Below are 21,774 nucleotides of genomic sequence, written 5' to 3' on the forward strand. Positions count from 1 at the left end.
AAGGAGCGGATGTAAAAGGGAATATTAGAACTTCATTAAGTATGTGAACAGCGTTTGCGTAGAAGGTGTTCGGTCATGAATCTCAAGAATCTGATCAAGCGTGCCGATGATGTGGACAGGGCGTTCGAGGAGCTCCAGACGGAATTGGCGGAAACGATCGAGGCGTGTCTCGACGAAGAGCCGGTTTTGCAGGACGCCAGCGTCGATGTCGGCGAGCCCGACGATGGTGGTCCGTCCGAAGCCGGTGTGGACGATCCGCAAAGCCTGCCAAGGCTGACCCCGCATACGCAGACCAGGCTCGCCGCGCTCGGAGCCCTCGACGGGCTGTTCCGCGACGCGCAGGGGCATCTCGACGAGATCGGCGGAAAACTGTCGGAACTCGCGTCCTCGCACCACCTGACGCGCGAATTCCTCGGCATCCTGCATGGCGACGTCATGCGGGCCAACGAGATGGAACTCGTCAATGCCGGGCTTGCGACCGAGCACAAAGCGCTCTCGGACCAGTTCGCCGAAGCGGTGAAAAGACAGACCGAGCGCGACGGCGCCTTCGACACTCTTCAGCAGCGCGAGGCGAGCCTGGTGCAGGAGCGGGAGGCGCTACGCGCCGCACTCGCCGCCGCCAGACTGAAACTGGTGGAGGCCGCCAACGCGGCCGCCAAGCGCGAAGCTGAGTTCGGCGACATCGCGAACCAGCTTTCGGCAAGGACCATCGATGCCAACCGCAGCGCGAACGAGAGCAAGGTGCTGCGGGAAAAGCAGGTCAGCCTGTCGGTTGACCTCGATCGGTCACTGCATCGGGAAGCCGAGGCACGGCACAAGCTCGACGAAGTTTCCGCTATCCATTCCACCGATACAGCACGGATCGCGGATCTGATGGCCGCGCTCGGCAAGAGCGAGAAGGAGGAGGCGCGGCTGCGCAAGTCGCTCGAGAGCGCCCAGGCGAACCTTCGGGAAATGGCCGAGGCGACCAGCCTCATGGAGGCTGACCGCGACGCCGAGCTTGCCCGCACCCGCTTGGAAATGCAGGGCTTGCGCTCGGAAACCCAGAACCTGCAGGCTCGGATGGAGCAAACCATCATCGAGAACGGCGAAGCCGCGGTCGAGATCGCCAGGCTCAAGCTGCAACTGGATGACGCGCTAGCCGAAAGGCAGATCGCCGATGAGCAACTGTCGGCATTGAGGAGCGAGAACGAGAGCGGCAAGATGAGCCTGTCGAGTGTCACCGCCAATCTCTCGCAGCTGTCGCTCCAGCAGGCCTCGGAGCAGATCGAGTTCGATATCCAGAAGCAGGAATGCGAGGACCTGCGCGCGGAGGTCGCGAGCCTCAACGCCCGCATCAAGGAGCTTCTCCCCTACGAACGCCTGCACAAGGTCACGGCTGCCAGGACCCGCGACAACAATGTAGTCGAGATCCCCGTGGCGGACTCCGTGCGCGCCACGCACAGACGGCGACTGCGCCGGAACATGCAGGTTACGTCATAGTCCGCGAGAGCGTGCGGTTGCTTTTCGACCGGACCGACTGGCTGATGCCGGCACCTCGGCGCGAATGAGGCAGGCACAGCCGCGCTTGCCTGTGCCCTATCAAACGGCCGACGCTGCCTCACGACAGAAGGGGCGATTACCCCTATCTCCACGCGGTCGCACATTCCGCGGCATGGAGGAAGAACCAGTTGACATCGATGCCGGTTGCCGGCCGCGAAGCAGCGCCATTGCCCGTGGCGGCGCTGATGGGGGCCATGGTGTCGATCCAGATCGGCGCCACCTTTGCCAAGACGCTGTTTCCGGTGATCGGCGCGCAAGGCACGACGACGCTCAGGCTGGTCATCGGCGCGCTGATGCTGATCGCGGTGCTGCGGCCCTTGCAGATGCGGCCGACGCGCGCCACGCTGCCCTGGCTGGTTGCCTATGGCGTGACGCTCTGCGCCCTCAACCTTCTGTTCTACGCGGCCCTTGCCAGGATCCCGCTCGGCGTCGCGGTGGCGCTCGAATTTTCCGGGCCGCTGCTGGTGGCGACGCTGACCTCGCGGCGCGCCGGCGATTTTGCCTGGATCGCGCTTGCGGTCGCCGGCATCATCCTGTTGTCGCCCTTCATCCAGTCGCTGCAGCCGCTCGATCCGACAGGGGTTATGCTGGCGCTGGCGGCCGGTGGCTTCTGGGCGCTCTACATCGTGCTGGCGCAGAAGGCGGGCGCGGAGCTAGGCACCCGCACCACCGCCTATGGCATGGCGATCGCCGCCGTGCTGGTACTGCCCTTCGGCATCGCCGAGGCCGGGACCGGCCTGCTCGCGCCGTCGATCCTGGTCAGCGCGCTGCTCGTCGGCCTTTTTTCGAGCGCGCTGCCGTTCTTCCTGGAGATGGTGGCGCTGACCCGCATGCCGGCCCGCATCTACGGCACGCTGACCTGCCTGGAGCCGGGGCTCGGCGCGCTGGCCGGTTTTTTGTTCCTGCATGAGAAGCTTACCATGCCGCAACTGGCCGGCGTGGTTGCCGTTATCGTGGCTGCGGCCGGCACCGCGCTGACGTCGAAGCCGCCGGTGCCTTCGCCGGAGTAGGGTGGCTTCGCCACGATTTTCGACTTTGGCGGTGGTCGCCGCCAATCGCCAACGCTCTCCTCTTGGACTCGCCAAAATACAACCCATATTGAGTCCATGGAGCTTTGAGCGTGACCTTCGCGCGGGTGGCCCTTCTTGCCGCGGCCTTCGTTGCCGTGGCTGTCTTTTCTCCCTTCTCTTCAGCCGGGAGCGAGAGGGTGGCGCTGAGCGTCGCCATCGACGGCGCCATCGGGCCGGCAAGCAGCAGGCAGCTCGAGGAAGCGCTCGATGTCGCCGCCAAGCGGGACGCCGAGGTTGTTATCCTTCAAATCGACACGCCCGGCGGACTGGTCACCTCGATGCGCGAGATGATCGCCGATATCCTGGCTTCGCCGGTGCCCGTCATCGGCTATGTTGCGCCAGCCGGCGGCCATGCGGCGAGTGCCGGCACCTACATCCTCTACGCCACCCATGTCGCGGCGATGGCGCCAGGCACCAATCTCGGCGCCGCGACGCCGGTCGAGATCGGCGGGCTGCCGTCGCTGCCGGGCGGCGAGAAGGACGATCAGAAGAGCCAGGGCGACCAGAAGGGCCAGGGCGGCCGGCCGGCCGGCGACGCGATGATGGCCAAGGTGACCAATGACGCCGTCGCCCTGATCCGTTCGCTCGCCGAACTGCGCGGGCGCAACGGCGACTGGGGCGAGAAGGCGGTGCGCGAGGCGGCGAGCCTGTCGGCCAATGCGGCGCTGCAGGAGCATGTCATCGACTTCGTCGCCCATGACACAACCGAGCTCTTGCAACTGGCGAACGGGCGCACCGTCGATGTCGCCGGCAAGAAAGTGGTGCTGGCGACCAAGGGGCTGCCGGTCGAGACGCTGGAGCCCGGCTGGTTCATCCGGCTGCTCGCCGTCATCACCGATCCGAACGTCGCCGTCATCCTGATGCTGGCCGGCGTCTATGGCATCGTCTTCGAGTTCACCAGTCCCGGAGCGGTGGCGCCCGGCGTCATCGGCACGGTCTGCCTCGTGCTCGGCCTCTATGCGCTCGACTTCCTGCCGATCAACTATGCCGGCCTTGCGCTGATGCTGCTCGGCATCGCCTTCCTCGTCGTCGAGGCCTTCAATCCCACTGTCGTGCTCGGGCTCGGCGGCGTGGCCGCCTTTCTGTTCGGCGCCGCCATGCTGATGAGAATAGAAGGACCGGGCTTTGCCATGTCATGGGCCGTCATCGGTCCTGCCGCGGCGTTGACGCTCGGACTGGCGCTGCTGACCGGCAGCTATGTCTGGGCGGCGCGCAAGAACCCGCCGCGCGTCGGCGGCGAAGCCATGCGCGGCCAGCCGGCCGAGATCCTCGACTGGCAAGGCGCGGAGGGCCATGTCCTGGCCCTGGGCGAGCGCTGGCGGGCGAAGGCCGACGAACCGATCGCGGCCGGCGACAGTGTCGAGATCACCGATATCAGCGACCTCGTGCTCACGGTGCGGCGGCGCGATGCGGCAAGGAATGGAGCAACACAATGATGATTGGTTATGTCGCCTATCTGGTCGTCGCACTGGTCGTGATCATGTTCCTGTCCGCGGCCATCCGCATCCTCAGGGAATATCAGCGCGGCGTGGTCTTCACGCTCGGCCGCTTCACCGGGGTCAAGGGTCCGGGTCTCATCATCCTCGTTCCCTTCGTGCAGCAGATGGTGAAGGTCGACCTGCGGGTGGTGGTGCAGGATGTGCCGCCGCAGGATGTGATTTCGCGCGACAATGTCTCGGTCAAGGTCAACGCCGTGCTCTATTTCCGCATCGTCGATGCCGAGCGGGCGGTCATCCAGGTCGAAGACTACATGGCCGCCACCAACCAGCTGGCGCAGACCACGCTGCGCTCGGTGCTCGGCAAGCATGAGCTGGACGAGATGCTGGCCGAGCGCGACAAGCTCAACAGCGACATCCAGGAGATCCTCGACCAGCGCACCGATGCGTGGGGCATCAAGGTGTCCAATGTCGAGATCAAGCATGTCGACCTCAACGAGAACATGATCCGCGCCATCGCCAAGCAGGCCGAAGCCGAGCGGCTGCGGCGCGCCAAGGTGATCAACGCCGAGGGCGAGCAGCAGGCGGCGGCGAAACTGGTCGAGGCGGGCCGCATGCTGGCGGCCGAGCCGCAGGCCATGCAGTTGCGCTATTTCGAGGCTTTGCACGACATCGCCGGCGAACGCTCGTCGACGGTGGTGTTCCCGCTGCCGGTGGACCTGCTCAGCCAGTTCATGAAGGGGCAGGGGAAGTAAGGGATGTGCGCGAGACCCTTCACCCCCTCCACGGCGGCTCCGGCGCGAAGCGCTTGCCGATCCAGTCGGCGAAGGCGCGGGTCTTGGCGGCTTGTCCCTTGGCCGAGGGCATGACGACATAGACCGCGCCTTCGTCGGCCAGCGTCCACTCCTCCAGCACGGGCACCAGCCGTCCGTCGGCGAGTTCGCGGCCGACCAGCCAGTCGGTGCTCATCATCAGGCCGACGCCTTGCACGGCGGCCTCGACCAGCACCTCGGCATCGTCGCTGACCAACGGCCCGGACACCTCGACGCGCGCGCGCCGGCCCTCGCGGTCGGTCATCTCCCAGGCCGGAAAGGTCTGGAAACCGCTGAAGCCCAGGCAGGAATGTCTAAGCAGCGCCTGCGGTGTGTCCGGCCTGCCTCTTCGGGCGAGATAGGAGGGCGCCGCGCAGAGCAGCCGGCGCCGCGTCGCCACCTTGCGCGCCACCAGGCGTGAATCCTCCAGCGCGCCGAGCCGCACGGCGACGTCGAAATTCTCGGCGACCAGATCGGCGAAGCGGTTGGAGAATTCGGCCTCGATGCGGACATCGGGAAATTCGGCAAGGAATTGAGGCAGCAGCGGCCCGATCCACATGCGCCCGAACGTGCCGGGCAGCGCCAGCCTCAGCAGGCCGCGCGGGCCGCCGCCGGCATGTGCCGACGCGGCGGCCTCGGCCTCGTCGACGGAAGCGAGGATGGCGCGCACGCGCAACAGGAATTCGGTGCCCGCCTCGGTCAGCGACACGCTGCGCGTCGTGCGGGAGAGCAACCTTACCCCCAGCCGCTCCTCCAGCGATTGCAGGCGCCGCGACAGGATGGTGGCGTCGCGCCCGATGCGCGCCGCCGCCCGGGTGAAGGAGCGGGCCTCGGCAATAGCCGCGAAGGCCGTCATTTCGGCTAGGGCCGCCGGCTCATGGGATTGCTGCATGATTTGCAATACTCAAATGTGATGGCTCATGATTATCAAGAAATAACGCAGCAACTAGGTTCACTCAACCCATCAATCGTCCCAACGGAGTGAAACCATGAAAGCCATCGAATTAAGCCAGCCCAGGCTGGACGCCTTCCGCGCCGCCACCATTGCAACGCCGGAGCCGCAACGCGGCGAAGTGCTGATCCGCCAGCGTGCGGCGAGCCTCAATTTCGTCGATGTCGCGGTGGCGAGCGGCAATTATCCGGGACCGAGCTTTCCGTTGATCCCCGTCGCCGACGGTGCCGGCGAGATCGTCGCGCTGGGTGAGGACGTCACGAGATTCAACACCGGCGATCGGGTCATCGCCCATGCCAAGCCACGCTGGATCGGCGGCCCGCCGCGACCCCACGAGATGACGCAGATGCGCGGCGTCTCGCTGCCGGGGTCGCTGGCTGAATATGTCGCGCTGCCGGCCAATTCGCTCGTGCCGGTCCCGGCGCATCTTTCCTTCGAGGCGGCATCGACGCTGCCGATTGCCGGCACCACGGCATGGAACGCCATCCGCGCCGCCAATGTCGGGCCGGGCTCGGTCGTCGTGCTGCTTGGCACCGGCGGCGTCTCGATCCTCACCCTGCAGCTTGCCAAGGCCGCCGGCGCCACCGTCATCATCACCTCGTCTTCGGACGAGAAGCTTGAGCGGGCGAGGGCACTCGGCGCCGACCATCTCATCAATTACCGGGCGACATCAGACTGGGACGGCAAGGTGCTGGAGCTGACCGGTGGCCTTGGCGCCGACCTCGTCGTCGAGACCGGCGGCACCGCCACTTTCGCCCGCGCCGTCAACGCCACCGCGCCCGGCGGCACGCTGTTCACCATCGGCTTCGTCACTGGCGCCGAGGCCACGATCAACCTGCTGCCGATCATCATCAAGGCGCTGAAGGTGATCGGCAACAACACCGGATCGGTCTCCGACCTTCGCGACGCCGCCCGCGCCATCGGCGCAGCGGGGATCGAGCCGGTCGTCGACAAGGTGTTTTCACCTGACGAAGCGGCCGAAGCCTATGCCCACATGGCCGCCGGCGGCCTGCATTTCGGCAAGCTGGCGTTCGCATTGGAGTGGTGAGGAAACTGATCTCCCCCCTCGAGGGGGAGATGGCCGGCAGGCCAGAGGGGGTCGGTTCGACTGGGCGCGACTTTCTTGCGACGATCGAGGTTAGCGCTTCACGCGAGACGACCCCCTCTGTCGCCTTCGGCGACATCTCCCCCTCGAGGGGGGAGATTAGGCGCTTAGATCAGCTTCTCCAGCGTGATCGGCAGATCCCGTATCCGCTTGCCTGTCGCGTGGAACACCGCGTTGGCGATCGCCGGAGCGATGCCGACGATGGCGAGTTCGCCGACGCCCTTGCCGCCAAGCACCGAGGAGTGCAGGTCGGGTATCCCCACCGAGATCACCTCGATATCGGGAATGTCGGCATTGGTCGGCACGAGATAGTCGGCGAGGTTGTTGTTGACGATGCGGCCGTGGCGGCGGTCGACGATGCCTTCTTCCAGCAGCGCCTGGCCGATGCCCATGATGATGCCGCCCTTCCACTGGCTCTCGGCGAGCTTGGGGTTGTAGAGCCGGCCGGAATCCAGCGCCGACACCACGCGCGATACACGCACCGTGCCGAAATCCTCGTCGACGCGCACCTCGACGAAATGTGCGCACCAGGAGTGGCGGGAATAGTCGCCCTCGGTGTGCGGCACCGACATGGCGATGGTGGTGTAGTTCTTGTAGCGGTCCTCGGCCGTTGAATTGGCCGGCATGGTGTCGCCGGTTGCTTCGATATGGTCGCGGCCGACGCTGTCGAGCAGTTCGGCGATCGAGACATCGGGGCCGTCGCCGCGCGGCGAAGCGATGCGGCCGTTGGCGACGACCAGCGTATTGGCCTGCAGCGCATGGAAGGGCGAGCGCGGATCGCCGATCGCCAGACCCACCAACTGGTCGAGTGCCGATGTCGCGGCCTTGAAGACCGCACCGGTCATGACGCCGGCCAGCCGCGAACCGCCAGTGACGCCGGCGCGGGGAAAGCGGGAATCGCCGAGTTTCACCACGACATTGTCGGCCGGCACGCCGACCGTCTCGGCGGCGGTCTGCGCCAGGATGGTATAGGTGCCCTGGCCCATGTCGATCGAGGAGCTTTCGACCTCGACGGAGCCGTCAGCAAGGATGCGGACAACCGCCTCGCCATAGGCGCGCCGCACCGGATAGGTGCCGGCGGCCACGCCCCAGCCGATCAACTGGTTGCCGTCGCGCATCGAGCGCGGTTCTGGCGAGCGCCTGGCCCAGCCGAAGCGCTCCGCGCCTGCTGCAAAAGCCTCGCGCAACTGCCGGGTCGACCAGGCTTTTTTGGCGTGCGGGTCCTGTTCGGCATAGTTGCGCAGCCGGATTTCCAGCGGATCGATGCCGACCTCATAGGCGAGCTCGTCGATGGCGCTCTCTATGCCGAAGGCCGAGGGGTTTTCGCCCGGCGCGCGCATGGCGCCCGGCACCACGGAATTGACCCGCACGACGTTCTGCTTCGAGGAGAAATTCGGCGTCGCGTACATGATCGAGGTGACCGAGCCCAGCGGCTCGACCCACATACCGTCCATGGACGTCTCGTTGACGCCGCGATGCACGATCGACTGGATCACGCCGTCACGGTCGGCGCCGATGGTGACCGTCTGCCGGGTCGCGGCACGGCCGCCATAGCCGGTAAAGGTCTGCGGTCGGGTCATAACCAGCTTCACCGGCCGTCCGAGCATTCTGGCGGCACTCGCGGCAACCGCGCCATGGCTCAGCGCCAACGCCTTGGAGCCGAAGCCGCCGCCAACATAGGGCGAGACCAGCCGCACATTCCCGAACGGTATGCCGAACCATTCGGCATAGGTGCGGGCCATGCCGTCCAGCCACTGGCTCGGCTCCCAGACGGTGAGATGATCGCCTTCCCAACGCGCGACCAGGCCATGCGGCTCCATCGGCGCCTGGTATTCGCGCGGCGTGTTGTAGGCGGCGCAGATGCGCACCGGCGCCGAGGCGAAGGCGGTCGAGGCATCGCCCCATTCCTTGGTCATGGCGTCGATCGGAATGCCGTCGCCGGCCTTGCCGTCGCTGAGGTCGACGATGGAAGGCGTCTCGTCATAGCTGACCTTGACCAGGGCCGCCGCGGCGACCGCCTGCTCGAAGGTCTCGGCCACGACAGCGGCGACATGCTGGCCCGAGAAGGTGATGTCGCGCGCCAGCGGGCAGTAAGGCTTGTCGGGCGGCGGCGTGCCGAACCAGTCCGCCGCGGTTTTCAGGCTGATGATGGTGTCCGGTGTCAGCACTTGCAGCACACCGGGCGCTGCTTCAGCGGCGGCGGTGTCGATGGCGCGCACCCTGCCGGAGGCGATCGTGCTTTCGACCAGCACGGCGTGGACGAGGCCTTCGAGCTGCTGTTCGACGGCGTATTTGGCCGCACCGGTGATCTTGGCCGGGCCGTCGACGCGCGACAACCGGCCGCCGACGGCTTGCGCCAGCGTGCCATCGGAGGCGTCGCCTCGTTTTGATTCACCAATTCCGATGTTGTGAACGGTCATGCCGTCTCTCCCAATTTGAGGATGGCCCTGGCGACGACGCGCGGCGCGAGCTCGATCTTGTAGTGGTTGGCGCCATGGTCGACGGCGCCTTCGACGGCAAGCAGGCTGGCGGCGCGGACGGTTTCCGGCTCCAGCATCTTGCCCTTCAGAGCGTCTTCGACGGCACGGGCCCGCCACGGCTTTGTCGCGACGCCGCCGAGCGCCACGCGCAGGTCGCGGATGGTGCGGCCATCGGCTTCCAGTTCCAGCCCGACGGCGGCGCTTGCGGCGGCGAATTCATAGGATTGCCGATCGCGGATCTTGAGGTAAGTCGAGCGGCGGGCGGCGGCGGGCCCGGGGATTTCGATGGCGGTGATCATCTCGCCGGGTTCGATCGCATGCTCCTTGTCGGGCGTGCTGCCGGGGAGCAGGAAGAAGTCGTCCACCAGAAGCTTGCGCCCGCCGAGATGAACAATCGCGTCGAAGGCGACGAGTGCCGTGGCGAGGTCGCCGGGATACATGGCGATGCAGGCGTCGCTGGTGCCGAGCACCGCATGGCCCCTGGTGACGCCGCCGATCGCCGAACAGCCGGAGCCGGGTTGGCGCTTGTTGCAGGCCGAAAAATTCGCCGGATCGCGGAAATAGGGGCAGCGCGTGCGCTGCATCAGATTGCCGCCGATGGTCGCCATGTTGCGGATCTGCGCCGAGGCTGCCTGCCATAGCGCCTCGGAGATCGCGGGGAAGCGGCTCTTGATCTCGGCGTGGTCGGCGACATGGCTCATTCTGGCGAGCGCGCCGATGGTGGCGCCGTGCTCACCGATTTCGATCCGGTCGAGCCCCTTGAGATGGGTGATGTCGACCAGCGTGTCGGGCTGGGCGACGCCGCATTTGGCGAGATCGATCAGCGTCGTGCCGCCGGCCAAGAGCATGGCGCCGGGCAGGGCGGCCGCCTGGCGCGCGGCATCGGTCGAGGTGGCGCGAATGTAGGAAAAGTCCCTCATGATGCGTACTCCTGGGCTGCCTGGCGCACGGCGGCGACGATGTGCGGGTAGGCGCCGCAGCGGCAGAGATTGCCGGCCATGTATTCGCGGATCTCTTCATCCGAGCCGGCATGGCCCTCGCGGATGCAGGCCACCGCCGACATGATCTGGCCGGATGTGCAATAGCCGCACTGGAAGGCGTCCTGCTCGAGGAAGGCAGCCTGCACGGGATGCATTGCGCCCTCCCGTGCCAGCCCCTCTATGGTGGTGATGGCGCGGCCCTCGGCCTGCGCCGCCAGCGTCAGGCAGGCCAGCACGCGCTCGCCGTCGATATGCACGGTGCAGGCCCCGCACTGGCCATGGTCGCAGCCTTTCTTGGTGCCGGTCAGGCCGAGCCGCTCGCGCAACGCATCGAGCAGCGTGACGCGCGGCTCGAGCTGCAATTCATGATGCTGGCCGTTGATGTCGAGATGAACGGGGATTTTGGTCATGGGCGTCTGGCTCCAGTTGCTTGACGCGGGTGGGGTTAATTCATGTTGGACAGATCGAGCCCAACTGTCCGCCCGGCGCTTTCGCTCCGGGCGCTTGTCAGTTCGGAGGCCACGTTATCGGCTTCCCGTCGCCGCGCGGACCGCTTGTCAGGCCAGCAGGTCCTCGATGCGGATCGGAAAGCGGCGAGGCCGCACGCCGGTTGCATGCCATACGGCGTTGGCAACCGCGCCGGCGCTACCGGTAACGCCGATTTCGCCGACGCCCTTGATACCGAGCGCGTTGATGTGAGGGTCGTCCTCATGGACCAGAAGCGCCTCCACCGACGGCACGTCGGCATTTACCGGGACATGGTATTCGGCGAGGTTGGCGTTCTGGATCCGGCCCGAGCGCCGGTCGGTGACGGCTTCCTCGTGCAGCGCGAAGGAGACGCCCCAGATCATGCCGCCATAATACTGGCTCCGAACCAGCCTGGGATTGATGACCCGGCCGGCGGCGAAGGCGCCGACCAGCCTGGTGACGCGGATCTGCCCGAAATCGGGATCGACCTTCACCTCGGCGAAGACGGCGCCATGCGCGTGCTTGGCATAGGTCTCCTGGGACGCGGGATCCGGAGCGCCCTTGCCACGGCCTTCGACCTCGGTGAGACCGGCGCGGGTCAGGATCTCGGCATAGCTTTCGCTCCGGTTCTCATCGTCGCGGCGATACAGCCGGCCGCCGCGCGCCACCACGCCCTCATTGCCGGCGCCGAACAATGGCGAGGCCTTGTTCTCGGTGGCAAGGTCGGCAAGCTTGGCGACGACGGCGGCACCCGCATTGTGGATCGCCATGCCGGCCGTCGCCGTGTGGCCGGAGCCGCCGGCAATACCCGCATTGGGCAGGTCGGAGCTGCCGGCCCTGAAGTTGACCTGATCGATGTCGAGCCCAAGCCCGTCGGCGGCGATCTGGGCAAAGGCGGTCCAGGCGCCTTGCCCCATATCCTGGGCGCCGGTCTCCATCAGGCCGCTGCCATCGGCCCTCAGTACAGCACGCGCTTCGGCCTGGAACATGAGGGCCGGGAATGTCGCCGTGCCCACGCCCCAGCCGGTGAGGAAACCGTCGGCGTCGCGCATCAACCGAGGCTGAAGCGGGCGGCTCGCCCAGCCGAACGCCTTCGCGGCCTGACTGTAGCATTCGCGCAGCGCCTTGGAGGAAAACGGCTTGCCGGTCATCGGCTCGACCTCGGCATAGTTGCGCAGCCTGAATTCCAGCGGGTCCATGCCGCAGGCGTGAGCCGCCTCGTCGATGGCGCTTTCCAGCGCGATCGAACCGGTGGCTTCGCCGGGCGCGCGCATGAACAGAGGCGTGCCGGTGTCGAGCCGCACCGCCTCATGCGAGGTGGCGATGGCCGGGCTGGCATAGAGCGTGTGCGAAGCGTCGGCCGCCGGTTCGAAGAAGTCGTCGAAGGTGCTCGACGCGGTCTTGGCGTGGTGGTCGACGGCGGTCAGCCGCCCCTGACCATCCATGCCCATGCGCAAGGTCTGGCGCGTCGGCGCGCGATGACCGACCGGGCCGTACATCTGCTCGCGCCGCAGCACCAGCTTTACGGGGCGGCCAACGAGGCGCGCCGCCAGGACGCCCAGCACCTGCGGCCCCGAAATCATGCCTTTCGAGCCGAAGCCGCCGCCGAGGAAGGGGCTGCGGATGTGGATGTTTTGCGGGGCGATGCCGAACAGGCCGGCTATGCGGCCCTGCGCCATGGCAAGGCCCTGGCTTGGCGTGTCGATCGACAGTCTGTCGCCATCCCAAGCGGCGACAATGGCGTGCGGCTCCATAGCGTTGTGGTACTGGGCCGGCGTCTCGTAGGTAGCCTCGATCCGCGTCCTTGCCGATTTGAGGCCGGCCTCGACGTCGCCCTTGTGCTGCACCGCCGGATTGCCGACACCGACACCGCGCGGCACGAAGCTTTCGGCGTCGTCCAATCCGACGCGTGCCGGCAGTTCTTCATAGCGCGGCGACAGCAGCACCGCACCCTCGGTCGCCGCTTCCAGCGTTTCGGCGATCACCACCGCGATGCTCTGGTTGGGGTAGCGAACCTGATCGTTCTGCAACAGATCGAGCCGGAACATGAAGGGATGGTCCTTGGCATCCGGATCCATCGCGAGCGCTGGCCGGTTCGTGGGTGTCATCACCTCGACCACGCCCTTGTGTGCCTTGGCTGCCTCGATATCCAGCGAGGCAACGCGGCCGCGCGCGATGCTGCTGACGGCCAGCACGGCATAGAGCATGCCCGGGGGATGGTTGTCGGCCGCGTAACGCGCCGCCCCGGTGACCTTGAGAAAGCCATCGCGACGGGTCAGCGGCTGGCCGATGCTGGAGCCCTGCCTGAGATGGGCGGGTTGCTGGTTGAGGCCGAGTTCAAGCGTCATGGCGCGCTCCGGGAATGTTTGAGAACGGGGAGGCGGGCAGGGCTGGCAGCCGCTCGGGCGTTCCCGCCTGCGCGGATGTCAGCGCCCTGACCACGATGCGGCGTGCAAGTTCGATCTTGAACGCATTGTCGCCGGAAGGGCTGGCGTCGGCCAAAGCGGCATCGGCCGCGCTGGCGAAGGTCGCTTCATTGGCGTCGGCACCAAGCAGCATGGCTTCCGCCGCGCGCGCCCGCCACGGCTTGGGCGCGACACCGCCCAGAGCCAGCCTTGCGGCGCGGATCTTGCCGCCATCGACGACAAGTGCCGCGGCGGCCGAGACGACGGCGAAAGCGTAGGAGGTGCGTTCGCGGACTTTCAGGTAGCGGGCATTGGCGGCGAAGGAGGCGGCCTCCGCGGGCAGGCGTACGGCGACAATCAGATCGCCGGGCTCAAGCGCATTCTCCCGTTGCGGCGTTTCGCCGGGAAGCAGGTGGAATTCCGGCAGTGTGACGTGGCGCCGACCCTGCTTGCCCTCGATCTCTACAACGGCGTCAAGCGCTACCAGCGGCACGCAGAAGTCCGATGGATGGGTGGCAATGCAGGCATCGCTCCAGCCAAGCACCGCGTGCAAGCGGTTCTCGCCCCCAAGTGCCGCGCAACCGGCGCCTGATACACGCTTGTTGCAGGCGCTGGCGGTGTCGTAGAAATAGCTGCAGCGCGTGCGCTGCAACAGGTTGCCGCCGACGGTGGCAGCGTTGCGAAGCTGCGCGGAGGCACCCGACAGCAGCGCTTCCGCCACCATCGGATAGGCCTTGGCGAATGCCGCGTCATGGGCGAGATCGGCATTGCGGACCAGCGCGCCAATGCGCAGGCCGCCATCCTCGAGCCTTTCGATGCGGTTGAGTTCCGGCAGCCGTGAGATGTCGACGATGCGCTGGGGGCTGGTGACGCCGCCCTTCATCAGGTCGAGGAGATTGGTGCCGCCGGCGAGATAGGCCGAACCGGGCTCGGCCGCCGCCGCGATGGCGTCGGGGATGGAGGCGGGCCTGATGTAATCAAAGTCTCTCATGCCGCGGTCCTCCGATCGGCTTTGGCAAGTTGCTCCTGGGCTTCCAGGACGGCCTCGACGATGCCGCCATAAGCGGCGCAGCGGCATATGTTGCCGCTCAGCCCCTCGCGGATGCGTTCGGGATCGTCGCCGGCCTGTCCCTCGGCGATCAGGCCGAGGGTACTCATGATCTGGCCGGGCGTGCAGAAACCGCACTGGAAGCCATCATGGGCGATGAAGGCGGCCTGCACCGGATGCAGTTCTTCGCCGTTGGCGACGCCTTCGATGGTCATGACATCGGCGCCATCATGGCTGACCGCCAGCGCCAGGCAGGAGTTGATGCGTTTGCCGTCGACCAGCACCGTGCAGGCGCCGCACTGGCCGCGGTCGCAGCCCTTCTTGGTGCCGGTAAGATCAAGCCGCTCGCGCAAGAGGTCGAGCAAGGTGACGCGTGGATCGACCTCCAATTCGTGTCTATGGCCGTTGATGGTGAGCGTGATGGGAAGGCTGGTCATGGGCGTCTGGCTCCAGTTTGCTTGACGCGGATGGGGCGGATGGGAATGAACTGGTGCCTTGCCGGAGAAGGGCAAGGTGACCTTCTGGTCAGGTGTTGGCTGAAGTGGAGGTGACGGCGGATTTCCCGAGAGGCAGGCGGGCAGGGGAGATGTCGGCTTGCAGGTTCGAAAGACGTGACATACCCGTTCCCCTTCTTATATGATAAAGGCACTCCACTAAAGCGGAGGCGCCTCCGTTTATTAGTTGGTAGCTGGCCCGGCCGGGTTCAAGCCCCCATATTTCGTTCGTGGAGAAAAAATTGGCCGCAGCCGGTATCGCCGCAGAGAACGCCGCAGTGGAAAAGCCGCTGCGCGCCGATGCGCGTCGCAACCGCGACCGGCTGGTCGAAATGGCGGCGGCGGTGTTCGCCGAGCGCGGCATCGATGCGTCGCTGGAGGAGATCGCGCGCCGCGCTGGCGTCGGCATCGGCACGCTCTACCGGCATTTCCCGACACGCGAACACCTGGTCGAGGTGGTCTACCGCCGCGAGGCGGAGGCGCTGTGCGCGGCCGCCGACGAACTCGCCAAAAAGCATGCCTCGGATGTCGCGCTTGAAGAATGGATGCGGCGCTTCGTCGACTACATCGCCACCAAGCGCGGCCTGGCGACCAGCCTGCGCATCCTCATATCAACCAATTCGACGCTGTTTTCCGACACGTCGGGCAGGGTGTCGCAGGCGTTGCGGCAATTGGTCGAGGCGGCGGTGGCCGACGGCACCATCCGCGGCGACGTCGACGCCTCCGACGTGTTGCATGCGCTGTCCGGCATCTATTCGGCGCCCGACACGCCGGAGTGGCGCGACCGTTCGCGGCGCTTGGTCAAGTTGTTGATGGACGGGTTGCGGTTCGGAGCTGAGAAATCCGCGAAGGCTTGACGGTCCCGGCCACGATCGCCAGCCAGGAGAAAACCTTTCATAAAGGTGCACCCGCTAGCCATGGCAGGTCGAGCCCGCACGTCGCGCTTGCAACCTGATTGGGACCGACGCCTATCCCGAAACTGCTCGATTGCCGATCGCGACGCCACCCCAGTCCTCGGGCGCGACGTCGGCGATCGACTGTGAGAACGTCCAGTGGTGGCCGGCGAAGTCGCGACAGGAATACTGGCGCTCGCCATAGGGAAAGCTGGCCGGCGGGCTCAGGATCACGGCACCGTGGCGGGCGGCTCGTTTGTGATGGGCATCGACATCGTCGACACGCACCATCACCGCGAACGGCGCGCCGGCCTGCTCCGGCATCGGTTCGCCGGGCTTCGATCCGGTGACGACCACCGCTCCGTCGCCGAAGCCGAGTTGGTGGCGGTGGTTGGCGATGATCAGTCGAGGTTCGAACCCGAGCACCTGGCACAGCCAGCGGCTGGCGGCCTCGACATCGGGGTAGGACAGCACGGGTATGACCGCGCCCGGGGGCATCGAGCGATTGGCGATCATCTCATTCTCCATGGTATTCCGCGCAGGGGCGATCCAGGACGGATTCTTCCGCCTCAACTGTAAGGCGACCAGCACTGCTGGCGAGGCCCGTTATAGGGCTGGTAGCTGTTGTCCCAGGCACGGTAGGAGACGTAGCGCCCATAGCACCAGCGTACATGCGCGGCTTCCAGACGGACGGCGGGAGCAGGCGGCAATGGCGCCACGGTCGCGGCCGCGACACGGGCGGCAAAGGCGGCGGCGGGGAACCAGTAACCGTTGTAATACCGGTAGCCTGGGCGCACACGGACATAGCCGCGATAGCCGTTGTAGTAATAGCCGCCGCCGACGACGTAGAAGCCGCGCCGAAACCAGACGGGCGTCGGCGCGGTGGTGACCGATGCCGGGGCGGAGGCCGGCACGACCGGCAGGGCCTGGGCCGGCGAGGCCAGCACCGTAGCTCCAACCATCAAACCGCAAAATACCTTGATTGTCCGTTTCATCTTTTCACTCCTGTGGATGGGGTCGAAGGGTCTGGGGATTATTGACGGCGGAGCGCCCGCAGTTCGGAGATCGACAGCGCGCCATCGCCGTTCGTGTCCGCCTGCAGCAGCCGGTCGGGAATGAAGGCGGCAAACTCGTCGCGCGAAATCTTGCCGTCGCCATTGCGGTCAATGCGGCCGGCCTGGGCCTGGAAGCCAGCGAATTGCGCGGCCTGGAAGTCGCGCTTCGCCTTGACCTGTTCCACGGCCGCGCGCACTTCGTCCGCGTCGAGCAGGCCATTGTGGTTGGCATCCATCCGGTCGAACATGACAGCCCGCGCGGCCCGGATCTCACTGAATTCGAGCTTGCGGTCGCCGTTGGTGTCTATGCGCCGGAAAAGTTCCCTGGCGTCGCTGCCTTGCGCCGCACAGGCACTGCCCGCGCCGAGCAGCAGGCCGGCAAAGGCGATGACGATCTTGTTCATGCTGGTCTCCGCATTGAATCGGATGGTCCGCCGCGGACCGTCCTTGCAGAGCCTTCTACGCAGCGCCGTCCGCGCTCCTACGCGGTGCGTGTCGATTTTTTCGTGGCGCCGCCGGCGCCATGGCCGATCCCTGCCGCCGGCGATTGGCGGATTCGGCAAAGAATCTTCCGCGTCGAGCGTAGGGTCCGGCCTCGTGCTGCGTATCGGTCAGCAGTCGTCCCCGACCTGACCACGAAAGGATCATCATCATGAAACGCTCAGCTCTCATTGCGGCCCTGCTCATGGGGCTTACACCGCTCGGCGCGGCGCAGGCACAGGACATGCCAGGCCAGCGCATCCTGCAACGCATCGACACCAATGGCGACGGTGCCATCTCCAAGGACGAGATGACGGCTGCCCGCGAGCGCCTGTTCAAGCGACTCGACCGCAACGGCGACGGCGTCATCGACGAGAAGGAAATCGAAAGTGCCCGTCAGGCGATCGAGGACCGTGCCGAGGTAGCACAGGCGCGGCTCGCCAACCGCTGGCGGCGCATGGATGCCAATGGCGACGGCAAGGTGTCAGAACAGGAATTCGCCAGCAGCATGCCGTTGTTCGACCTCGTTGATCGCAACGGCGATGGCAAGCTTTCGGCGGACGAGATCGCGACCGTCCGCAAGCTGCTAGCCGAGCGTGCCAACTGATCCGCAATCATTTCCTTTACAAAACAAGGAGTACGACATGTTGTCTTCAGTAAAAATCCCGGGTCTCTGCATCGGCGCGATGCTTGCCTGGTGGGCCGTTTCGCCGGCCTCGGCCGAGGAGTGGCAGCGTCCGACCGTGCATGGCGGCGAGATCAGCCGCAGCGTCGGCAAGGACGGCGACGTCTATACAGGCTCGACCACCCGCACCGGTCCGAATGGCGGCACCTACACGTCCAGTTCCAAATGCCTGGGAGGCGTTGTTGACCGCTGTGCCAGAAGCTATTCTGGCACCGGGCCGAACGGGCAGTCCTTCTCCGGCAAGCGGGTGTCGGCGCGCGGGCCGTTCGGGGGCCGCTCGGCCGGCAGCTTCACCGGCCCGAACGGCAACACGGTCCATGGCTTCCGCCGCTGGCGGCGCTGAAATCTGGTGCGATGGATTTGAACCCGAACTTCGTTTCTGTGCCGCCCCGGATCGGATTCGTAACGCCGGCAGTCTCGCCCTTGGGTGCGCGCCGCCGTGTCGATTGACCAGCCCCGAGGCGATGACGACCTTCTGGCGCGCATCGCCGCGGGTAGCCAAAGCGCGCTGTCCGAGCTCATCGCCCGCCATGGCCGCGGGTTGCGAATGTTCGCGGCGCGTTATCTCGGCAATGCAGGCGATGCCGAGGATGTGGTGCAGGAGGTGTTCGTGACCGTCTGGAAACAGGCCGCGCGGTTCGATCCGGTCAAGGGGCGGGCTTCGACCTGGCTCTACCGGATCACTGCCAACCGTTGCATAGACCAGCGTCGACGCAGGGCGCTACGCGGGTTCATCGGGCTGGACGACATAAGGGACGAGGTCGCCTCGCCGGAGGCGGATGCCGAAGCGACGACCGCAGCGCGGCAGGAACTCGCGATCGTGCGCGATGGGCTGTCACGTCTGCCGGAGCGGCAACGCATGGCGGTGCTGCTGAGGGCCGTCGGCGACCTCGACATAGCGGCGATCGCCGAGGTGATGGGCAGCAGCGTCGGCTCGGCCGAGCAATTGCTTGTCCGCGGACGGCGCGCGCTCAGGGATCATTTGGCAATGGCGGCCGCGGGCCGCGGAAGGGAGTCCTCATGACACGGGACGAGTTCGAACGATGCAGGCGCCGCTTCGGCGATACCGTCGAGGCGTGGCCAGCGCCTTTCCGCCAGCAGGCGCTGGCCCTGATGGCGCAGGAGCAGAACGACGATCCGGATGCCGCGCTCGATCGCCTCGTGCTCAAGGCGGCGCAGGCCGACGGGGATGACCACGCACTGGCGCGCAAGGTGCTGGCTCGTATCGACGCCGGCTCGGCGCGCCCGTTCTTCCTGTGGCGTCCGCTCTTGAGCCCGACCGGGCTCGCGGCCTGCGCCGCCGCAGCCCTCGTGGCGGCGACGTTGGCGGGCTACCAGGTGGCGCGGCTGCAGGACGATCCGTCGGATACGGAACTGCTGGCGCTGGCGTCCGGTTCATCGCTGGCCGATGCTGGCGGTGTCGTGGCCGATCCGGAAGGGGAGGGCTCGCTTTGAAGCGTTCCTGGATATTGGCCGCGACGTTGGGCCTGCTTGCCGTTTCGCTGGCCGTCAACTTCTTCCTGGTCGGTTACGCCATGCATGGCTTGCGGCAAGGCGCCGCGGCGCGTGTGCTATTGTCGGAGATTGCCAGCAGCTACCCGCCGGAGGTGAGGAAGGAGTTCCGCGACGTCCTGCGCGGCAACCGCGCGCGTACCTTCCAGGCACTGCGCGACCTGCGCAGCGCGCGCGCCAATCTGGCGGCGGCACAAACAGCCAAACCCTTTGACGAAGTGGCGGTGAAGGACGCGATGGGAACCGTGCGCAGCGCAACGACCAACCTTCAGGCGACCATGCAGGACTATCTCCTGACCGCGCTGAAGAATGTCAACGCCAAGCCCGCCGTGGGAGGTTGAGGCGCGACGGCCCTACTGGCGGCACAATCGTCGCCGACCTATGTCGATGTCCGACCTTTGGCGAAACCCGATCGCGAAGTTGAAGCAATGCTGCACGACAGGCTTGTTCTGACCCTGCTTTGGCGCGAGCTGTTGGCTGGTTTGCGCTCGATGCGCCGCCGCGACCTGGCATGGATCGGGCTTGGTGGCAGTGCCCTTTTTGCCTACGCCATGGCCGACATCGTTGTCGCCTTGCAGGCGGGGGCGGCCACGCTACGGCAGGCGCAGCCGCTGTGGACCTTTGGCCTGCCGGGAGCGCTTCTTGGCCTTGGCGGCTTGGCTGGTAACGCGCTCGCGAGGCTTTGCCTGTCGCGCGCCTTCGCCCCTTTTCTCAAGGCATTGCCGCTTTCGCTCGTAGAGCGCCGGCGGATGGCGACGGTGGCGGCATATGCGCTGGGCATTCCCATTGCCTTGATCGTCGCGGCGACGATGGGCCTTGGCTGTTTCGTCATCGGCAAGCCACTGGCACTTGTCTGGGGCCTCGGTGCCGCAATCCTGTTTGGCGCCGGCTTTTGGGCGACAGCGTTGCTGCGTCTGCGAAACGCTCGCTGCCTCGTCCACTTCGACAATTGCGACCTGGCGAGAGAACCAGGCGGGCGCCAGTCCTTGCTAGGCCCCTTCGATCGTGCGGCGCCAGCGTGGCTCTCCAGTTGGGCCTGGGGTCTGCCCGCCGGCCAGGTAACACTTTCATGGCGGCTTGTGGGAGCAGCGATGCTGTTCGGTTTCGTGGCGGCCGTTGCCGCCTCCATCAGTCTGGCTCGTCATGATGCGGTGCCGGCGGCCATGGTCGCTTTGACCGGCGGCGTTCTGGTCTTCATGGCGAGTGCGCGCTTTCATCCGCTGGGCTCGCCGGTGCTGCGCACGGCTCCGCTCGGCTTTGCCAAGGCCTGGTTGCGCCTGGCGCGGCTGCCCCTGCAATTGTCGGTCGCCTACTTTCTCCTGCCGGCCGGTGCTGCGCTCGCGGCGGAGCCATCGGCCTGGGCAATGCCGCTCGCCAGCGGCTTCTGGCTGATGGTGCTGAACGGCGCCTATGCGGTGTTCGCAGCCTATTTCATGACCGCGCCGTTCGTCGCCGCGCTGAGTTTTCTCGGCGCCATCGCCTACACCAGCTACGAGTCGCTCGAATATGGGCGCACGGTGGTGATCGGCTTTGCCGCCCTTGTCCTGTTCTTGTGGTACCGGGCGCAACGGAGATACCGCCATGGATAGCAGTGTCGATCCTGCCGAGATACTCGCGGTTCGCGGGCTCAGCGCCGGCTATGGGGCGCGCGCGGTCGTCAGCGGTATCAATCTGTCGCTCAACCGGGGCGACATCCTTGGCCTGCTCGGCGCGAACGGTTCAGGCAAGTCCACCTTGCTCAGGGCAATTACGGGCCAAATACCGCCGCTCAGCGGCACCGTGAACATCAACGGCGCCGATCTTGCCAGCGCGGCCGAGCGCGCCAAGTTCGGCTTCGGCCTTGCCATCGATCCATCCGATCTGCCGGTGGCGCTGACCGGGCGGCAATATCTGCAACTCGTCGGTTCGATCCGCGGCTGCGCCGAAGACGACTGGCCTGGCGTGAATGTCGCCGAACGGCTCGGGCTCAAGCCGTGGATCGACCGGGCAATCGCCCACTATTCACTCGGCACCCGGGCCAAGATCGCGATTGCCGCGGCGCTGCTCGGCGCGCCACCGCTGCTTATCCTCGACGAGTCTTTGAACGGCCTCGATCCGCTTGCCGCCTTCGAGGTGAAGCGCATCATCCTGGCGCTGGCTTCGAGTGGCCGCCATGCCGTCATCATCTCGACCCATGTCGTGGAGTCCGTACCGGGCCTGTGCAATCGTGCCGTCCTCCTGGCCGATGGCCGCATGGCGCGCGACTGGCAGCCTTGGCACCTGGCCGAGGCGGGCCAGATGCCTGGCGCGTTCGAAGCTGAAGTCATGCGGGCCCTGACGGTGCAGGCGACCGATGGATGAGCGCACGTTGCGCTTGA

The 21,774-nt window shown here is 66.4% G+C and carries 23 protein-coding genes; 13 read left to right on the forward strand and 10 right to left on the reverse strand.

From position 1 onward, the window contains the following. The first annotated feature begins 75 nt into the window (after nt 1-75). The 4 genes from EB233_RS14125 (at nt 76) to EB233_RS14140 (ending at nt 4,803) form a co-directional block, all read left to right on the forward strand. Nucleotides 76-1,482 carry a coiled-coil domain-containing protein gene (locus EB233_RS14125; RefSeq protein WP_064989361.1) on the forward strand — a complete coding sequence of 469 codons (1,407 nt, stop codon included), beginning with the start codon at nt 76-78 and terminating at the stop codon, nt 1,480-1,482. A 188-nt stretch (nt 1,483-1,670) separates the two neighbouring features. Then, on the forward strand, nt 1,671-2,552 hold the full coding sequence (locus tag EB233_RS14130; RefSeq protein WP_064989360.1) for an EamA family transporter: 882 nt from the start codon (nt 1,671-1,673) through the stop codon (nt 2,550-2,552). A 110-nt stretch (nt 2,553-2,662) separates the two neighbouring features. Next, the gene (locus tag EB233_RS14135) at nt 2,663-4,048 is read left to right on the forward strand and encodes an NfeD family protein (protein WP_064989402.1); all 1,386 of its coding nucleotides are present in this window, start codon (nt 2,663-2,665) and stop codon (nt 4,046-4,048) included. Next, on the forward strand, nt 4,045-4,803 hold the full coding sequence (locus EB233_RS14140) for a slipin family protein (RefSeq protein WP_064989359.1): 759 nt from the start codon (nt 4,045-4,047) through the stop codon (nt 4,801-4,803). The genes EB233_RS14135 and EB233_RS14140 overlap by 4 nt, the downstream gene beginning before the upstream one ends. 19 nt (nt 4,804-4,822) lie before the next feature. Here EB233_RS14140 and EB233_RS14145 read toward each other — a convergent pair whose 3' ends face one another. Further along, a complete protein-coding gene (locus EB233_RS14145; RefSeq protein ID WP_064989358.1) occupies nt 4,823-5,752 on the reverse strand; it encodes a LysR family transcriptional regulator in 930 nt (309 codons plus the stop codon). A 97-nt stretch (nt 5,753-5,849) separates the two neighbouring features. On the opposite strand from EB233_RS14145, the gene EB233_RS14150 reads away from it, so the two are divergent. Continuing rightward, complete coding sequence (locus EB233_RS14150; RefSeq protein WP_064989357.1) at nt 5,850-6,860, forward strand: zinc-dependent alcohol dehydrogenase family protein; 1,011 nt, start codon at nt 5,850-5,852, stop codon at nt 6,858-6,860. A 164-nt stretch (nt 6,861-7,024) separates the two neighbouring features. Here the strand turns inward: EB233_RS14150 and EB233_RS14155 are convergent, their stop codons facing one another. The 6 genes from EB233_RS14155 to EB233_RS14180 all read right to left on the reverse strand — a co-directional run bounded on the left by EB233_RS14155 (nt 7,025) and on the right by EB233_RS14180 (nt 14,735). Continuing rightward, nucleotides 7,025-9,337: a xanthine dehydrogenase family protein molybdopterin-binding subunit gene (locus EB233_RS14155; protein ID WP_064989356.1), complete on the reverse strand. Its 2,313-nt coding sequence runs from the start codon at nt 9,335-9,337 to the stop codon at nt 7,025-7,027. Continuing rightward, nucleotides 9,334-10,317 (reverse strand): FAD binding domain-containing protein, encoded by a 984-nt coding sequence (locus EB233_RS14160; RefSeq protein WP_064989355.1) that lies wholly within the window; start codon nt 10,315-10,317, stop codon nt 9,334-9,336. Before EB233_RS14160 ends, EB233_RS14155 begins: the two co-directional genes overlap by 4 nt. Then, the gene (locus EB233_RS14165) at nt 10,314-10,787 is read right to left on the reverse strand and encodes a (2Fe-2S)-binding protein (RefSeq protein WP_081294052.1); all 474 of its coding nucleotides are present in this window, start codon (nt 10,785-10,787) and stop codon (nt 10,314-10,316) included. The genes EB233_RS14160 and EB233_RS14165 overlap by 4 nt, the downstream gene beginning before the upstream one ends. A 147-nt stretch (nt 10,788-10,934) precedes the next feature. Beyond that, nucleotides 10,935-13,193 carry a xanthine dehydrogenase family protein molybdopterin-binding subunit gene (locus EB233_RS14170; RefSeq protein WP_064989354.1) on the reverse strand — a complete coding sequence of 753 codons (2,259 nt, stop codon included), beginning with the start codon at nt 13,191-13,193 and terminating at the stop codon, nt 10,935-10,937. Next, nucleotides 13,183-14,241 (reverse strand): FAD binding domain-containing protein, encoded by a 1,059-nt coding sequence (locus EB233_RS14175; protein WP_064989353.1) that lies wholly within the window; start codon nt 14,239-14,241, stop codon nt 13,183-13,185. The genes EB233_RS14170 and EB233_RS14175 overlap by 11 nt, the downstream gene beginning before the upstream one ends. Continuing rightward, nucleotides 14,238-14,735 carry a (2Fe-2S)-binding protein gene (locus tag EB233_RS14180; RefSeq protein ID WP_027052384.1) on the reverse strand — a complete coding sequence of 166 codons (498 nt, stop codon included), beginning with the start codon at nt 14,733-14,735 and terminating at the stop codon, nt 14,238-14,240. Before EB233_RS14180 ends, EB233_RS14175 begins: the two co-directional genes overlap by 4 nt. 287 nt (nt 14,736-15,022) lie before the next feature. Here EB233_RS14180 and EB233_RS14185 point away from each other — a divergent pair, with 287 nt between their 5' ends. After that, complete coding sequence (locus EB233_RS14185; protein ID WP_064989352.1) at nt 15,023-15,649, forward strand: TetR/AcrR family transcriptional regulator; 627 nt, start codon at nt 15,023-15,025, stop codon at nt 15,647-15,649. A 111-nt stretch (nt 15,650-15,760) separates the two neighbouring features. On the opposite strand, the gene EB233_RS14190 is transcribed toward EB233_RS14185, so the two are convergent. From EB233_RS14190 to EB233_RS14200, 3 genes are read right to left on the reverse strand one after another with little or no spacing between them, the layout of a single operon-like run. Next, on the reverse strand, nt 15,761-16,201 hold the full coding sequence (locus EB233_RS14190) for a VOC family protein (protein WP_064989400.1): 441 nt from the start codon (nt 16,199-16,201) through the stop codon (nt 15,761-15,763). A gap of 53 nt (nt 16,202-16,254) precedes the next feature. Continuing rightward, entirely contained in the window at nt 16,255-16,680 is a 426-nt protein-coding gene (locus tag EB233_RS14195; protein WP_064989351.1) for a BA14K family protein, read from the reverse strand. Nucleotides 16,681-16,718: 38 nt separating this feature from the next. Beyond that, nucleotides 16,719-17,144 (reverse strand): EF-hand domain-containing protein, encoded by a 426-nt coding sequence (locus EB233_RS14200; protein ID WP_064989399.1) that lies wholly within the window; start codon nt 17,142-17,144, stop codon nt 16,719-16,721. A gap of 248 nt (nt 17,145-17,392) precedes the next feature. Here EB233_RS14200 and EB233_RS14205 point away from each other — a divergent pair, with 248 nt between their 5' ends. The 7 genes from EB233_RS14205 to EB233_RS14235 all read left to right on the forward strand — a co-directional run bounded on the left by EB233_RS14205 (nt 17,393) and on the right by EB233_RS14235 (nt 21,757). Beyond that, nucleotides 17,393-17,827, forward strand: coding sequence for an EF-hand domain-containing protein (locus EB233_RS14205; RefSeq protein WP_064989350.1), 435 nt, complete (start codon nt 17,393-17,395; stop codon nt 17,825-17,827). A gap of 37 nt (nt 17,828-17,864) precedes the next feature. Further along, nucleotides 17,865-18,248 carry a hypothetical protein gene (locus tag EB233_RS14210; RefSeq protein ID WP_064989349.1) on the forward strand — a complete coding sequence of 128 codons (384 nt, stop codon included), beginning with the start codon at nt 17,865-17,867 and terminating at the stop codon, nt 18,246-18,248. A gap of 96 nt (nt 18,249-18,344) precedes the next feature. Next, complete coding sequence (locus tag EB233_RS14215) at nt 18,345-18,929, forward strand: RNA polymerase sigma factor (RefSeq protein WP_244277662.1); 585 nt, start codon at nt 18,345-18,347, stop codon at nt 18,927-18,929. After that, complete coding sequence (locus tag EB233_RS14220) at nt 18,926-19,360, forward strand: hypothetical protein (RefSeq protein ID WP_064989347.1); 435 nt, start codon at nt 18,926-18,928, stop codon at nt 19,358-19,360. Before EB233_RS14215 ends, EB233_RS14220 begins: the two co-directional genes overlap by 4 nt. Beyond that, complete coding sequence (locus EB233_RS14225) at nt 19,357-19,758, forward strand: periplasmic heavy metal sensor (protein ID WP_064989346.1); 402 nt, start codon at nt 19,357-19,359, stop codon at nt 19,756-19,758. Before EB233_RS14220 ends, EB233_RS14225 begins: the two co-directional genes overlap by 4 nt. An 87-nt stretch (nt 19,759-19,845) precedes the next feature. After that, nucleotides 19,846-21,006: a hypothetical protein gene (locus tag EB233_RS14230; RefSeq protein WP_064989345.1), complete on the forward strand. Its 1,161-nt coding sequence runs from the start codon at nt 19,846-19,848 to the stop codon at nt 21,004-21,006. After that, the gene (locus tag EB233_RS14235; RefSeq protein ID WP_064989344.1) at nt 20,999-21,757 is read left to right on the forward strand and encodes an ATP-binding cassette domain-containing protein; all 759 of its coding nucleotides are present in this window, start codon (nt 20,999-21,001) and stop codon (nt 21,755-21,757) included. Before EB233_RS14230 ends, EB233_RS14235 begins: the two co-directional genes overlap by 8 nt. The last annotated feature ends 17 nt before the right edge of the window (nt 21,758-21,774 follow it).

It is taken from the genome of Mesorhizobium erdmanii, assembly GCF_013170725.1.
Classification (GTDB): domain Bacteria; phylum Pseudomonadota; class Alphaproteobacteria; order Rhizobiales; family Rhizobiaceae; genus Mesorhizobium; species Mesorhizobium erdmanii.